This is a genomic window from [Micrococcus luteus] ATCC 49442 (genome assembly GCF_010367585.1).
Taxonomy (GTDB): Bacteria; Actinomycetota; Actinomycetes; order Actinomycetales; family Micrococcaceae; genus Arthrobacter; species Arthrobacter luteus_A.
Map to the genome: position 1 here is coordinate 1,746,398 of NZ_JAAAXP010000001.1, position 14,667 is coordinate 1,761,064.

At 67.1% G+C, this 14,667-nt stretch carries 14 protein-coding genes and 1 riboswitch; of the genes, 6 read left to right on the plus strand and 8 right to left on the minus strand.

The features are described 5' to 3' along the window. Nucleotides 1-46: 46 nt before the first annotated feature. From GUV69_RS07900 to GUV69_RS07910, 3 genes are all read right to left on the minus strand, one after another. Nucleotides 47-1,345 carry a deoxyguanosinetriphosphate triphosphohydrolase gene (locus GUV69_RS07900; RefSeq protein ID WP_167525084.1) on the minus strand — a complete coding sequence of 433 codons (1,299 nt, stop codon included), beginning with the start codon at nucleotides 1,343-1,345 and terminating at the stop codon, nucleotides 47-49. Next, the gene (gene dusB / locus GUV69_RS07905) at nucleotides 1,329-2,507 is read right to left on the minus strand and encodes a tRNA dihydrouridine synthase DusB (RefSeq protein ID WP_164201252.1); all 1,179 of its coding nucleotides are present in this window, start codon (nucleotides 2,505-2,507) and stop codon (nucleotides 1,329-1,331) included. The genes GUV69_RS07900 and dusB overlap by 17 nt, the downstream gene beginning before the upstream one ends. A 64-nt stretch (nucleotides 2,508-2,571) precedes the next feature. After that, entirely contained in the window at nucleotides 2,572-4,035 is a 1,464-nt protein-coding gene (locus GUV69_RS07910; RefSeq protein WP_164201254.1) for a YibE/F family protein, read from the minus strand. An 83-nt stretch (nucleotides 4,036-4,118) separates the two neighbouring features. On the opposite strand from GUV69_RS07910, the gene GUV69_RS07915 reads away from it, so the two are divergent. Further along, the gene (locus GUV69_RS07915) at nucleotides 4,119-4,913 is read left to right on the plus strand and encodes an alpha/beta hydrolase (protein WP_164201256.1); all 795 of its coding nucleotides are present in this window, start codon (nucleotides 4,119-4,121) and stop codon (nucleotides 4,911-4,913) included. A 105-nt stretch (nucleotides 4,914-5,018) separates the two neighbouring features. Here GUV69_RS07915 and GUV69_RS07920 read toward each other — a convergent pair whose 3' ends face one another. The 3 genes from GUV69_RS07920 to GUV69_RS07930 form a co-directional block, all read right to left on the minus strand. Next, a complete protein-coding gene (locus GUV69_RS07920; RefSeq protein WP_164201258.1) occupies nucleotides 5,019-6,047 on the minus strand; it encodes a GNAT family protein in 1,029 nt (342 codons plus the stop codon). A 2-nt stretch (nucleotides 6,048-6,049) separates the two neighbouring features. Further along, complete coding sequence (locus GUV69_RS07925; protein ID WP_164201260.1) at nucleotides 6,050-7,435, minus strand: glycine--tRNA ligase; 1,386 nt, start codon at nucleotides 7,433-7,435, stop codon at nucleotides 6,050-6,052. A gap of 159 nt (nucleotides 7,436-7,594) precedes the next feature. Further along, on the minus strand, nucleotides 7,595-8,560 hold the full coding sequence (locus GUV69_RS07930) for a DMT family transporter (protein WP_164201262.1): 966 nt from the start codon (nucleotides 8,558-8,560) through the stop codon (nucleotides 7,595-7,597). Between the two features lie 33 nt (nucleotides 8,561-8,593). Here GUV69_RS07930 and GUV69_RS07935 point away from each other — a divergent pair, with 33 nt between their 5' ends. Then, a complete protein-coding gene (locus tag GUV69_RS07935; protein WP_164201264.1) occupies nucleotides 8,594-8,827 on the plus strand; it encodes an RNA-binding S4 domain-containing protein in 234 nt (77 codons plus the stop codon). A 55-nt stretch (nucleotides 8,828-8,882) separates the two neighbouring features. Here GUV69_RS07935 and GUV69_RS07940 read toward each other — a convergent pair whose 3' ends face one another. Next, nucleotides 8,883-9,533 (minus strand): alpha/beta hydrolase, encoded by a 651-nt coding sequence (locus GUV69_RS07940; RefSeq protein ID WP_164201266.1) that lies wholly within the window; start codon nucleotides 9,531-9,533, stop codon nucleotides 8,883-8,885. A 149-nt stretch (nucleotides 9,534-9,682) separates the two neighbouring features. Between GUV69_RS07940 and GUV69_RS07945 the strand changes: the two genes are divergently transcribed. From GUV69_RS07945 to GUV69_RS07960, 4 genes are all read left to right on the plus strand, one after another. Next, a complete protein-coding gene (locus tag GUV69_RS07945; RefSeq protein ID WP_244292846.1) occupies nucleotides 9,683-10,477 on the plus strand; it encodes an SGNH/GDSL hydrolase family protein in 795 nt (264 codons plus the stop codon). Nucleotides 10,478-10,497: 20 nt separating this feature from the next. Further along, the gene (locus tag GUV69_RS07950) at nucleotides 10,498-11,700 is read left to right on the plus strand and encodes a winged helix DNA-binding domain-containing protein (protein ID WP_307480410.1); all 1,203 of its coding nucleotides are present in this window, start codon (nucleotides 10,498-10,500) and stop codon (nucleotides 11,698-11,700) included. 371 nt (nucleotides 11,701-12,071) lie between these two features. Continuing rightward, the gene (locus GUV69_RS07955; RefSeq protein WP_164201269.1) at nucleotides 12,072-12,476 is read left to right on the plus strand and encodes a GNAT family N-acetyltransferase; all 405 of its coding nucleotides are present in this window, start codon (nucleotides 12,072-12,074) and stop codon (nucleotides 12,474-12,476) included. A gap of 347 nt (nucleotides 12,477-12,823) precedes the next feature. Further along, a complete protein-coding gene (locus GUV69_RS07960) occupies nucleotides 12,824-13,354 on the plus strand; it encodes a hypothetical protein (RefSeq protein WP_164201271.1) in 531 nt (176 codons plus the stop codon). 65 nt (nucleotides 13,355-13,419) lie between these two features. Here GUV69_RS07960 and metX read toward each other — a convergent pair whose 3' ends face one another. Continuing rightward, the gene (gene metX / locus GUV69_RS07965) at nucleotides 13,420-14,535 is read right to left on the minus strand and encodes a homoserine O-acetyltransferase MetX (RefSeq protein ID WP_208786610.1); all 1,116 of its coding nucleotides are present in this window, start codon (nucleotides 14,533-14,535) and stop codon (nucleotides 13,420-13,422) included. A 13-nt stretch (nucleotides 14,536-14,548) separates the two neighbouring features. Beyond that, a riboswitch (SAM riboswitch) is annotated at nucleotides 14,549-14,663 on the minus strand. Between the last annotated feature and the right edge of the window lie 4 nt (nucleotides 14,664-14,667).

The following is a 14,667-nucleotide window of genomic DNA, read 5'->3' on the forward strand; positions in this document are numbered from 1 at the left end:
ATCCTAGCCCCGGGGTGCCGCCGGGAAGAGCGCCTGGTGTTGTTCCTCACCAAAGCGATGGCAGGCTCCCCACGAGCCGCTCGTACATGGCCAGCGCCGACCCGTCCGTGAGTGACGCCACCTGGTCGATGACCACCCTCAGCCGTGCGCCGTCGTCGGGCGCGTCCCGCCAGTCCGCCGCGAACATCGGCTCGAGGTGGCGGTCCCCCGTGGCGTTCAGGGCCGTCACCAGCGCATGCAGGACTTCGCGCTGGCGCTCGTAGATGGGCTGGCGGTGCTCGGTGGTCATCACGAACGTGGTGGCCAGGCCCTTCATCACCGCGATCTCCATAACGGTCTCGTCCGGGACCATCAGCTCGGCGTTGTACCGGGTGAGGTTCTCCGGACCATAGAGGGCACGCGTGGCCTCCAGGGCGCTCTGGCAGAACCGGCCGATCAGCTGGCTGGTCATGTTCTTCAGTGCAGCCATGGATTTGCGGCTGCCATCAGCCTCGCGGACCCAGACGTCGGTGGCCTCCAGCCGGGCAAGGGCCGCGTCGATTGCTGCGGGATCGTTGTGCGGCAGATACCACTGCTTGGCATAGCCCACCACGCGGGCGCGGTGGTCCGGGTTGTCCATCCAGCGCAGCTGGAAGTGGCCTGCCACAATGGCGTCCTCGACATCGTGTACGGAGTAGGAAATATCGTCGGCGAGGTCCATGACCTGGGCTTCGAGGCAGGACCGTCGCTCCGGCGCACCTTCCCGGATCCAGTTGAAGATGGGCAGATCGTCCTCGTAGGCGCCGAACTTACTGGTGCGCTGCCCGTGGAGGACCGGCGCGTCCAGCGCCGACCAGGGGTATTTCGACGCCGCGTCCAGGCTGGCGCGGGTGAGGTTCAGCCCCGCCGGACGGCCGTCCTCCGTCAGTACCTTGGGTTCGAGCCGGGTGAGCAGGCGGAGGGTCTGGGCGTTGCCTTCGAACCCGCCGATGGCGTGCGCCACCTCGTTGAGGGCGGACTCGCCGTTGTGTCCGAAGGGCGGGTGGCCCAGGTCATGGCTCAGGCACGCGGTGTCCACCACGTCCGGGTCACAGCCCAGGGCACGGCCGAGCTCCCGGCCCACCTGCGCCACTTCCAGGCTGTGGGTCAGGCGGGTGCGGACGAAGTCGTCGGTGTCCGGTGCCACAACCTGCGTCTTGGCGCCGAGCCTGCGCAGGGCCGAGGAATGCAGTACGCGGGCACGGTCGCGTTCAAAATCGGAGCGGTACGTGCTTTTGGGCGGCTCCTCCACCCAGCGGGCGGAGTCCCGGGCCTCGTACCCGGGCAGGACCGGTGCTGTGGTGCGGGTTTCAGCCACCGGAAACATCCAGCTCCGCGGCAGAGATGTCCTTGGACTGTGCATCGTTCAGTGCGCGGGATTCCAGCCAGTCCTTGGGCAGCGCCGGCTTCTTCGGTGAGCCGGCCCGGCCGCGGGGGCCTTCGGCATCCACCCCCGGGTAGGGCGAGTCCAGGTCCAGCTGGTCAAGCGTCTCACGGAGGACCTCCAGGCTTGTCACGAGCGCCAGCTTAGTGCGGAGTTCGCTGCCCACCACGTAGCCCTTGAAGTACCAGGCGATGTGCTTGCGGATTTCACGCAGGGCTTTGCCCTCGTCGCCGAAGGTTTCCACCATCAGCTCGGCGTGCCGGTAGACGCTCTCGGCCACCTTGCGGAGGTCAGGCTTGTGGCGGACGTCGCTTCCCTCGAAGGCAGCCATCAGGTCACCGAACAGCCAGGGCCGTCCCTGGCAGCCGCGGCCCACCACGACGCCGTCCACACCCGTTTCCCGGACCATGCGGACCGCGTCCTCGGCAGACCAGATGTCGCCGTTGCCCAGCACGGGGATGTCCGGCAGCGCTTCGCGGAGCCGGGCGATGGCGGTCCAGTCTGCTTGGCCTGAGTAGAACTGCGCGGCCGTGCGGCCGTGGAGTGCGACGGCGGCGACCCCGGCGTCGCGGGCGATCCGGCCGGCGTCGAGGTACGTCAGGTGGTCTTCGTCAATGCCCTTGCGCATCTTGATGGTCAGCGGGATATTGCCCTTGGACGCTTCCTTGACCGCCGTCTGGACGATGGAGGTGAAGAGGTCGATTTTCCATGGCAGGGCGGAGCCGCCGCCGCGCCGGGTCACCTTGGGGACGGGGCAGCCGAAGTTGAGGTCGATGTGGTCCGCCCGGTCCTCGTCCACCAGCATGCGCACGGCCTGGCCCACGGTCACGGGGTCCACGCCATACAGCTGGACGGAACGGACCTTTTCATCGTCGTCGTGCGAGATGATCCGCAGCGATTCAGGCGTCCGCTCCACGAGGGCACGCGAGGTGACCATCTCTGCCACATACATGCCGCCGCCGTACTCACGGCACAACCGGCGAAAGGCGGAGTTGGTGATGCCCGCCATGGGAGCCAGGATCACGGGGGTGTCCACCGTGATGTTGCCCAGCTTCAGGGGCGGGAGTTCCAGCTTGGGGGCAGGAGGGGTTGCGGTAACAGTCACCTGTCCATTGTCGCAAAGGCGGGCAAATCGGCGGGATCGGCTCCTGCGCAAGGTCGAGGCCGGTTCAGCCCCGGTCCGCGCGGCGGCCTCGCCGGGTTGCGGGTGCCCCTGGCTCTTCCCCGTTTTCCGCCAGGCCCGATGCCGTATCCGCCACCGCTGTACGGCGCGGGCGGGTGCTCGCAACTGCAGCGGCGAGCGCGCCCGTATCTTCGATGTCATCAGGGTTCACGTGCACCCTGCCGCCGGCATCCGCGGGCCCGGCTGCCGTTTGGATGCCGGTGGCCTTGACCACCAGCACGGCGATCAGCGTCGTTACCGGGATGGCCAGCACCAGCCCGACGGAGCCCACGAGCGTCCTGATGACCTCTTCGGAAAGCTCAGCGCTTGTCAGGGTGTCCCCCAGCGGCCGGTTGTAGAGCATCACGATGATCAGGATGGGCAGGGCTGCACCCGCGTAGGCGAACGCGATGGTGTAGACGGTGGAGGCGATATGGTCCCGGCCGATCCGCATCGCGGAGCTGAACAGCTTGCGGGCGCTGGTGCCCGGCGCCAGCTCGTACAGCTCCCACACGGCGGACGACTGCGTGATGGTGACATCATTGAGCACACCCAGGCCCGAGATGATCAGGCCGCACAGGATCACCCCGGAGATGGAGATGTTGGCCGAGGTATTGATCAGGGTGGTGGCGTCGTGGCTGCCCACGCCGGCGAGGTTGGCGGCGTCCGTGGCCCAGGCCGCCAGCAGGGCAGTAATGCCGAGCCCGAACATTGTGCCCAGCAGGGCCGTCGAGGTCCGGGCCGAGAAGCCGTGGGCAAAGTAGAGGACCCCGATCATGATCACGGTGGATCCCACCAGCGCCAGCAGCAGCGGCGGCTTCCCCTCCACCAGCGCCGGCAGCATGAAGACAGCCAGGACGAAGTAGGCGCCCACCAGGCCCAGGAGTGCCCGGAGTCCCCGCCAGCGTGCCACGGCGATCACCACCAGGGCGTACAGGAGTGCCAGCATCACGATGGGCAGGGTCCGTACGAAGTCAACGAAGATGTAGGCCGGTGACCCCTGCGAGGCCGCTGCGCCCTGCGCATTGGAGAGGTTCAGGTACCGGATCTGGTCCCCCGGCCGCACCCCGTGGGATTGAGCGACCTCGGGGTTGATGACCACCTTGACGGGGCTGCCGCCCTGGTCCGGCTGGGTGAAGGCAAACATGCATTCGGAACCCTCCGGGGCAGGCTGGCCCGTGCCGTCGGAGGACGGGCCCGCCGCGGTGGTGCCCTGCATGCAGCTTTCTTCCACCACGCTCTGGATCTTGCCCGTGTCAAAGGTGACACCGGGCGCGGCCGAGTACGGGCTGGCGAGGGAGATACCCTCCTTGGACCCGGACGGCCACAGCATGGCCATTCCTGCCAGGGTCAGCAGCGTCAGCGGCACCAGGATGGCGGCAAGTATCCGGTTTGCCTTCCGGCGAGCGGCAATCGCTTCTGCTGTCGGCTCCGAATGACCGGTGGAAGCGTGGGAGTGACCGGATCCCATCAGCAGCTAATCCTCATACCTTGAACTCTACGTCGGTCACCTTAGGGTTGATAAATGGCAGGAAGCGGGAGGAACCACACGTGATGGACCACAAGACCGGGGAGCACCGCAACACCCCCCGCAGCGCAGCCGACAGGAACGCACCCGACCGGAACGCAGCCGCCGCAAGGGTGCCCGCGGGCAGGCACCAGCCGGCGCTCACCGTCCTGGCAGCCACCGGTGCCACGAAGGGTGTGGCTTTGGTGCTGCACGGCGGCAAGGCTCACAGTTATGAGCCGGTGGAGGCCCGGCACTTGAGCCCCCTCAGAATGATCCCTTTCGCCCGCCACCTGCACCGGGCCGGCAAGGACGACGGCCTGGCCGTCTGGTCCCTGCGGAACAGCGTGCGCGGCTGGAACGGGCAGGACATGTCCGCGCTCCACGACGCCCGCTGGGCCCTGCAACAGATCAGCGCAAAGCACCCCGGTGTTCCGGTGTATCTTGTGGGCCACTCCATGGGCGGGCTCACCGCAGTCTGTGCGGCCGATCATCCGCAGGTTGAAGCCGTGGTGGCGCTCGCCCCGTGGCTGGGTCCGGAGACACCGGCCGGCCGGGTTGCCGGGCGGAAGGTCCTGATTGTCCACGGCACCGGAGACCGGATGACCAGCCCCAGGCAATCCCTGCAGTTTGCCCGCCGTGCCGCCGGCGCAGCCGCGTCCATGCAGTACGTGTCGCTCAGCGGTGCCGGGCACTTTATGGTCCGGCGGGTCCGCCTCTGGCACTCCCTGGCCACGGGGTTTGTGCTGAAGGCCTTCGCGGAGCGCACAGGCTCTGCGCACCCGGCGACCCGCACGCTGGACAAGCTGCTGCCGCCGGCCGCCACGCAGGTGAATCTCTGACTGCTGCTGGTGTGGCTGCTCGGGCACCCGTTAACTGAGTAGCGCCATCCGTCGTTGTGAGGGTTCACAACGACGGATGGCGCTACTTACTTGGGTTCGGACCCGTCAGTCGGAGACGACCAGGGTGTCATGCCCCTGCTGGTGCGCCTTGCCGCTTTCCAGCAAGGGCTCGACGGCGGCGCGCAGCGCTGTCATCGAATCGTCCAGTTCCAGCATGACCGGGTGCTGGTAGGCGAGCAGCGCGAGCAGGTCGCGGACTGCTACCGCGGCGTCGTCGGCATCCAATGCAGGTTCGTGGCCCACAAAGACATCCGTCGCCTGCTTGTCCTCGGCGGGGGCTCCCGCCGAAGGGTCCTGGGCAGGCGCCGCGTAGCTCACCGCAAAGGCCCGGATGCGGCCCTTTTTGCTGGGGGCAACTCCGGCACCGAAAGCGGAGGCCGGCTCGGCGCGCAGCACAATGGCGCCGTGGGCACCGGTGAGGTCGTCCAGGAACAGCTTTTGCACCTGCCCCACCGACAGGACACCGGGCGAATCCCAGCCGTGAATGGACGTGTAGTACCGCCCCACCACGTCGGTGAGTTCAACCGAACCGGTGGCGAGGTCCATCACCACATCGGACCCGGCGTTTTCATCGTTCGAGGGCCGGCCGCCGTTGTCCTTGGCCGGGAACACGGGCAGCTTGAGGGCGCCGGGCTCCACCACGACCAGCCGCGAGCGCTGGATGGGCTGCAGCCCGAACGCTTCGGCAAACGCGGCTCCCGGGCTGCCCGGCTCCACTTTGGCGCGCAGCCTGGTAACGCCCGAGGGCGCCTGCCCGGCTTCGCGGCGCAGCATGGTCAGGAGCGTGGCACCGATGCCGGCGCGCCGGTGATCGCGCGCCACCTCGATGTAGGCCCACAGCCGTTCGGGATGCAGGGACGCCTCGTAGACCACGCCCGCAGCAACGGGAATCCCAACGCCGTCAATGACGTCTTCGGCCACAATGGTCCGGCGCCACGGGCTGCCGTCCGTGCCGGCCGAGGAGACCGTCAGGGCACCACGGAACTGCCGGGCCTGTTCGGTCTCCGGACCGCCCCAGATTTCGAGCAGCGTCAGGTCATCGCCCTCGCGCCACTCCCGGTATTCGATGGCCACGCTCAGGCGCCGATCAGGCGGGCGGCCAGGTAGCCTTCCACCTTGTCCAGGGAGACGCGTTCCTGGCTCATGGTGTCCCGCTCACGGATGGTCACGGCCTGGTCCTCGAGGGTGTCGAAGTCCACGGTGATGCAGAACGGGGTTCCGATCTCATCCTGGCGGCGGTAGCGGCGGCCGATCGCGCCGGCGTCGTCAAAATCGATGTTCCAGTTCTTGCGCAGCTGCGTGCCCAGGGCCTTGGCCTTGGGCGAAAGGTCTTCGTTGCGGCTCAGCGGCAGGACGGCTGCCTTGACCGGTGCCAGGCGCGGGTCAAGGCGCAGGACCGTACGGACGTCGACGCCGCCCTTGGCGTTGGGTGCCTCATCCTCGGTGTAAGCGTCCACCAGGAAGGCCATGAAGGACCGGGTCAGGCCGGCGGCCGGTTCGATCACGTACGGGGTGTAACGCTCGTTGGTGGCCTGGTTGAAGTAGCTCAGGTCCTGGCCGGATGCCTTGGAGTGCGTGGAGAGGTCGAAGTCGGTGCGGTTGGCGATGCCCTCAAGCTCGCCCCATTCCGAGCCCTGGAAACCGAAGCGGTATTCGATGTCCGTGGTGCCCTTGGAGTAGTGGCTGAGCTTCTCCAGCGGGTGTTCGAAGAAGCGCAGGTTTTCCTCGCGGATGCCCAGGCCCGTGTACCAGGACATGCGCTCCTTCATCCAGTACTTGTGCCATTCTTCGTCCGTGCCGGGCTCGACGAAGAATTCCATTTCCATCTGCTCGAACTCGCGGGTGCGGAAGATGAAGTTGCCCGGGGTGATCTCGTTGCGGAAGGATTTGCCGATCTGGCCGATGCCGAACGGCGGCTTCTTCCGGGACGTGGTGAGCACGTTGCTGAAGTTCACGAAGATGCCCTGGGCCGTTTCCGGGCGCAGGTAGTGCATGCCTTCCTCGTTGGCCACCGGGCCGAGGAAGGTCTTGAGGAGGCCGGAGAATTCCTGCGGTTCGGTCCATTCGCCACGGGTGCCGCAGTTGGCGCAGGCGATGTCCTTCAGGCCGTTCTCGGCCGGCCGGCCCTTCTTCTCCTCGTACTCTTCCTCGAGGTGGTCGGCGCGGTAGCGTTTGTGGCAGGAGAGGCACTCCACCAGCGGATCGGAGAAGACCTCAACGTGGCCGGAGGCTTCCCATACCTGGCGGGGCAGGATGACGGATGAGTCCAGGCCGACCACGTCTTCGCGGCCGCGGACCATGGACTGCCACCACTGGCGCTTGATGTTTTCCTTCAGCTCGGCACCGAGGGGCCCGTAGTCCCAGGCTGACCGCGAGCCGCCGTAGATCTCACCGGCCTGGAACACGAAGCCCCTCCGTTTGGAGAGGGAAATGACCTGGTCGAGGACGGACTTTGGTGCCATGGTGGAACTCCAATTTCTACAGGGCCGCTGGGTGCGGTCCGCGGTTAGCTTGGCCCCGGCGCACACGGGTGCGGTCCCGCTGGGTGCGGGCAGGGCGGACGAAGAAAACAGGGTGCAGCAATCAGGGTGCAGAGGCTGCGTGTCCTAGCCTACCGGCCGCTACCTCCGGAAGGCTCCCCGTGGCCACGGCAAGGTGGCCACCACGATCGCGGCCAGGGTCAGGATGGTCCCCAGGACGGTGGGCAGGGCCACCACCGAGCCGGGCGCGGGGAGCACAACATCGAGGATCAGGGAGCCCACCAGTTGGCCGGCAATCATGCCCAGGCCCGTGACCAGGACGCCCAGGGCACGGACCAGCACGGCAGCCAGGCCGATGAAGATACAGCCCATGGGCCCGCCGAGGTAGTACCACCACTCCCCCGGCAGCGGATTGCCCGTACCCGCGACAGCAACCTTGATGCCCCAGACAAGCCAGAGGAGGAGGCCGCCGGCGACGAAGTTGACCAGGGTCGCCGCGATCGGCGTGCCGTAGTGGAGGGTTGCGGTCCCGTTCATGGCCTGTTGGAAACTCATCAGGAAACCCGCTGCCAGCGGCAACATCAGTGGCAGCAGCAGCAGGCCGACGTCGGCGGCGTTGCCAAAGCGCGGGGACACGGCCCAGGCCACGGCAATGATGGTCAGCACACTGCCGATGACGCGGACTCCCGTGATGCCCCGCTTGCCGCCCGGGCCGATCCCGAGCCGGTCAACGAAAAGGCCGCTCAGGGTCTGGCCGGTGACCGTGGCAACAGTGAACAGGGCCACGCCGAGCAGGCCCACGGTGGTGGACTGGGCAAAAACGAAGAAGGCGCCCACGCCGCCGGCAAGGGCGTAGTACCGGGGAAAGCGGCGGTCCCGGAGGGCGGGGATAATCCGCGTGAGCCCGGCCCGGCCCGTGGGCAGCAGCACGGCGATAACGGCGATCAGGATCAGGCCCGTACTGAAGCTGACAACGGCTGCGGCGATGCCGTCGTTCAGCCGCACGCCGAGGGCCCCGTTGATACGCCCCTGGACGGGAATGGCCAGCCCCGCGCCGACTGCCAGCGGAAGGCCGGCAAGCAGTGGCAGCCGTGGGGTGTGCGTCATTGAATCCACCTTACGTCGGGCATCATTGCTTATATGAGCAACCAGGACATTGAAGAGATCCCCATCCGCGACAGCATGATCCGCCTTGGCCAGCTCCTGAAGCTCGCCAGCCTGGTGGAAGACGGTGTGGAAGCCGCCGAGCTCATCAAGAACGGACTGGTCAAGGTCAACGGCGAGATCGACGAACGGCGCGGCCGGCAGCTGCACAACGGGGATACCGTCACGGTGAACGGGCAGACCGTGAAAGTCGTGGCCCCGGAAGCCTGATGCAACAGCGCGGCCCCCGGCACCATGCCGGGGGCCGCCGTCGTGCGTTCTGTAGTTACTTGTTCAGGACCTCATGGGTCAGGAACTCGGATACATGACCGATCTCCTGCTGGTTGATCCCGTGCCACATGCCCGTGTAGAGCACCTTGGTGAGGTGGACGTGCTTGCGCACCCAGCCCATGGTGTAGTCGATCTTGTCCGGTGCGATCACGGGGTCCTGCTGGTCGCGGCCCCAGAACAGCGGCACGGATCCGTCCAGTTCGCTGTCCCGGAAGGCAGGATCGCCGTCGGCGTTGATCACAAAACCGGACAGCCCGACGACGGCAGCGTAGTCCGCGGGCCGGTACCGGAGCAGCGTGGTGGCCATGGCCATGCCCATGGAGAAGCCGAGCAGCGTCACCGACGGGTGGTTGACTTTGACGGAGTCGATCCAGTCCTGCACATAGCTGGCCGCTTCCTTCACGGCGTCGAGGGAGTAGTCGACCGACGCGGTCAGCGGGAACCACATAAAGCCAGGTCCGGTGGGCAGCGGCGCCCTGAGCGAGGCAACAACAAATTCCTGGGGCAGCATATCCGCCAGGCTCAGGAGGTCCTGTTCGTTGGCGCCATAGCCGTGGAGCAGCACCAGCAGCGGCCGTCCGGAGCGCTGGTCCTCGGGCCGGGACCACAAAACAACAGGGGCTGGAAATACTTGGGCGTCAGTCATGGTTTCCATTCTTACAGTTACCCACCGGTAACTACCTACGTTGGCGTAGCTTACGAACGAAGAGGCAGGATAGGACCGTGACTGACTCGAAAGCCCTGCATACCCCGGACACGGCCACGGAATCCCACCCGTGGAGCCGCTATGTAGCCATGGGAGATTCGTTTACGGAGGGCATCGGGGACCCTGAAGCGTCGAGCCCGGGCGGTTACCGTGGCTGGGCCGACCGCGTAGCCGAGGAGCTGGGCCGTGGCCAGGAAGATTTTGCCTACGCCAACCTGGCCGTCCGCGGGCGGCTCCTGCAGCAGATCGTGGACCAGCAGCTCGCCCCGTGCCTGGCGCTCAAGCCGGACCTCGTGACACTTTCGGCCGGCGGCAACGACCTCATCAGGCCGGGCGGTGACCCGGATGCCCTCGCCGAGAAGCTTGATTCCGTCGTCCAGATCCTGGCGATGGGCGGCGCCACGGTAGTGCTGTTCAACGGTCCGGACACGGGTTCCTCTGTCCTGGGCCGGATCCGCAGCAAGGTGGCCATCTACAACGAGAACCTCCGCACGGTCGCGGCCCGGCACGACGCCATCATCGCCGACATGTGGTCGCTCAAACAGCTGAATGATCCGCAGATGTGGGATGCAGACCGCCTGCATTTTTCGCCGCTGGGCCACCACACCATTGCTGCCATGGTGCTCGATTCGCTTAATGTGAACCACACGCTGGAGCCTCTGCTGCCCAAGTCCCTGCCGCAGCGCACGTGGCGGGAGGCCCGCTCCGGCGATCTGGTGTGGGCCCGCACCCACTTTGTCCCGTGGGTGGTGCGGCGGCTGCGCAACCGGTCCTCAGGAGACGGCATCACGGCAAAACGTCCGACGCCGGGCCCCGTGTTTGGTCCGGGCGTCCCCTTGGGTTCCGGTGAAGGTCCCCTGGGCACCACCGGAGCCCGCCGCTAGCCGCAGGCGAAGGATCCCCCGTGACAGATGCGCCACCGGCCATGCAACAGGATGAGGCTGTGCGTCGCCGGCTGCATGCGCAGTTGCTGCGAGGGTCCCGGGCTCAGTTCCCGCACGATGTCGTCCGCCACCTCCTGGCTGTCCAGGCGCAGGAGTTTCCCTACGCCCGGTGGAGCCTGGCGCAACGCACCCGCGGGCACGGAGTTGCCGGGGCGGCCGGGACCGCCTCCGCAGCGGATGTGGAGCAGGCGGTGTCAGACGGCCGGATCCTCCGCACCCACATTCTGCGGCCAACCTGGCATTTTGTGCACCGGGATGATCTTCGCTGGCTGACAGCGTTGTCAGCACCCCGGCTCCATCAGATCAATGCCGGCACATACCGGCGGACAGGGATCGACGCTGCTGCCGCGGAACGGAGCGGACGGGTGCTGGCCGACGCCGTGCAAGGCGGACGGCATCTGACCCGTGACCAGCTGGCCGCGCACCTCCGGGACGCCGGATTCGCCGCGACCGGGCTGGAACTGGCGTACCTGATCATGCACGCCGAGATCAGCGGCGTATTGACCAGCGGATCGCCTGCGCGGAGCCCCGCGGGCGCCCTGAAGCAGACCTACGCGCTTTTTGATGAACGCGTCCCGGCCGGGCCCGCGGAGCCGTGGACCCGGGAGGAGGCCCTCCGTGAGCTTTCGCGGCGGTACTTCACCAGCCGGGGTCCTGCCACGGTCAAGGACTGCGCCGACTGGTCCGGGCTCACCATGACCGAGGTCCGGCGCGGTGTGGCGCTGACCCTGGAAACCGCGCCGGCGACATTGGAGGCGGTGGTGATTGACGGCGTCGTGCACTATGTTGCGGCGGGCATGGACGCCGGTGGCCCTGGCTTCGGCACGGCCGGTGGCGCTGACAGCGCCGACGATGGCCGGGTGGACCTGGTGCAGTGCTACGACGAATACGTGATGGGCTATTCCGCCACCCGGCACTATTTCGGCGGCAATGCCCCGGCCTTCCCGCTGGGTGGCACGCCGATGCATGTGGTGCTGTTGGACGGCCGGCTGGCCGGTGCGTGGCGCCACACGTTGCTGCCGGACCGTTGCGAACTGGACATCCGCCTGTTCCCCGCCCCGCGTCAAAGCCCGCGGGGCGATGCGGTGCAGCAGGCCGTGGATCAGTACGGCGCCTTCCTGGGCATTCCAACCGTTCGGGTGAATACGGGCGCCGTCTCCTAAGGCGTGCGCCAGCACGCGGCGGCGGACGACGACGCTTTGGGGAGGGACCCGGGAACGGACGGGCGCCGTCGAACGGCATTCCTGAGCACCCATATTGCCGAAGATGACTGCTCATGGCGCCATCTGACGCGACGTTTCACACCGTGACGTGACATGCAGGTCCGGCTGGGCGGCCTCCCTCGCTGCTCCTACAGTGGCTGTCAAGAACGCAGCGAAACAGACCGTGCCACGACGGGAGGACAACCATGACCGTTCAGCATGTCATTCACTAGGGGGCCTCGGCAGCTGACAGCCCGGACGACCCGCGCCTGAATGTTGGCTGGGTCCAGACGGATTGGGACCATCCGTGGGCAGCAGCCCTGCGCGGGCAGATGGACGCTGAGCTTGGGCCCCGGTACCGGGAATTTGTCGAACAGGGACGGCCGAGGCCGCTGCCACCCCGGGCGGAGGACATCGAAACGGTGTGGATCGACGTCGTCGACGGTCAGCCCGCAGCGACAGCAGCCCTGCTGAAGAACCCGGGTTACTGGGAGGTCAAACGGGTTTTCGTGGCGCCCGCCTTCCGGCGCCGGGCACTGGCCCGTCAGGCTTTGGCGAAGGTTGAGGAGAGCGCCAGGGGCCTGGGTTTGCCGGAGCTGGTGCTGCAGACCGGGATCCTGCAGCCGGAAGCCATCGCGCTCTACTCCCGCGAAGGCCGGAGCCGCATTCCGGGCTTTGGCCCCTACGCCGGCGACCACGGCAGCGTCTGCTTCAGGAAGGCACTGGACGGGCAATGAGCACGACAACAACAGTCGCCAGGTACCGGGTCCGCCCGGCCCGTGCGAACGAAGTCGAAGACGTGGGAGGGCTGACCTTCGAACGCTTCGGGCACCGCCAGCCTGCTCCCGTCCGGGTCACCACTTGCCCGCCAGGCCACAGACGGTGAAACCGAAGTCCGCCTCCTGGCAGTCCTGCCGGGAGCGCGGGGCTCCGGAGTCTGGTGGAAGCTGTTGGAGAGGCGTCGCGCTGTCCCGCCCCGTCGGCGGCTGGCGGTCTACACCCTGGAGTTGCCCTGTCGTTCGAGAGACGCGCCCTTTGCCGGCCGCGGCTTAAGCTGGAAGGACACAATGAGAGGCGTTATACCGTGAACAGCTTGTTTTTCTGGATCATCATCCTGTCGTTTGTGATACCCATGGCGATGCGGATGTACCGGAAGTCTGTCAACAAACGGAACCAGGGCCAGGGCTTCTCCGGGGGCTACCCCGGCCAGTATCCGGGACAGCAAAACCGGCAGCCCCGCGACGGCTATACACAACAGGACTACATGAGCGGCGGCTTCCGCCAGATTATGAGCCCGCAGCCCCTGCCGCCGAGCGAGCCGCTGCCTCCCATGAATCCCGTCCCGCCCCTGGATCAGCAGTACCCGGGCCAGCAGTATCCCGGCCAGCAGTACGGGGATTCTCAGCAATACGGGCAGCCCCAGTTCGGGCAGCCCCAGCCGGGCCCGAGCGCAGAAGCGCCCACGGCGCCCGCTGCCCCCGGAACTCCCCCGCCGCCGTCGGCCCCGCAGGGCTACCGCGCCCGGAAGCTCGCCGAACTGGACCAGCAGTACAGCAACGGTGAGCTGGCCATGGAGGAATACATGAAACGCCGCTCCGACATCATGAACGGCTGATCCGGGGCACGACGCTGATGCCGGCCAGGACGCCGACTCCTGCCGGAAGCTAGACCAGCCGGATCCTAGACCAGGAACGTGCTCCGCAGCTGACTGCCCAGCTGGCCGATTTCGGTCAGGAAGCCGTCATGGCCGATGGGGGCCTCGATGACGTGGACATCCACGTCACCCGGGAGCGCATCGGCCAGTTCGCGGGACTGCGACGGGAAGTACAACCGGTCGCTGTCCACGGCTGCGACGAAGAACCTGGCGGTAGCGCGGCTGAGCGCCTCGTCCAATGAGCCGCGCCCGCGGGTGACATCGTGGCTCATCAGGGCATCGGTCAGGGCGATGTAACTGTTGGCGTCGAACCGGCTGACCAGTTTCTTGCCCTGGTGGTCCAGGTAGCTTTCCACCTGGTAGCGGCCACGCTCCCCCAGCGCCGCGGCTCGAAGCGGCGATTCCGGGAGCTGCGCCGAGCGCCCGAACCGGCCGTCGAATTCCTCCGCGGAGCGGTAGGTGATGTGGGCGATCCGCCGGGCCAGGGCCAGTCCGTCCTCGGGCAGCGGACCGCCGTAGTAGTCGCCGTCGTTGAAATTGATATCCTGGCGGATGGCCAGTGTCTGGGCCTGGGCGAAGGCGATCTGTTCAGCCGTGCTCGCGGCCCCCACGGAAATAACAGCGCAGCGCTGCACCCGTTCCGGATAACTGACTGCCCACTCCAGGGCACGGGCTCCGCCCATGGAGCCTCCCAGCACGGCGAACCAGCTATGGATGCCCAGCTGGTCAGCCAGCCGCGCCTCAGCGGCCGTTGTATCGCGCAGCGTCACCAGCGGAAACCGGGAGCCCCAGGGTTTTCCGTCCGGCGCCTCCGACGACGGCCCGGTGGACCCGTAGCAGCCGCCCAGAATATTGATCGAGACCACAAAGAATCGGTAAGTATCCACTGGTGCACCCGGTCCGGCGAGCTGTTCCCACCAACCGGGCTCGTCACTGTCGCCGCGCGTCACGTGGGTGCTGCCGGTCAGGGCATGCTCAATCAGGACAGCGTTGGAGCCGTCAGCGTTCAGCGTTCCCCACGTTTCGTACGCCAGGGTGACCTCGGGAAGGTAACCGCCGGCCTCGAGCTGCAGGGCGCCAACGGTGGCATAGCGCACTACGCCGTTTCCGGGAGCCGCTGTTCGGGAGATGGTGATCGTCATGGAAAGGACCTCTTCTACGCGCTTGCCTGCCGTCAATTGACCGGCAGGCCAGGTCCTCACCCGGGGCACCCCGCCACGAAAGAGGGTTGCCGGCCAGCAAGCCGGGGCTGTCGCTGGCACTCATGACCTTCC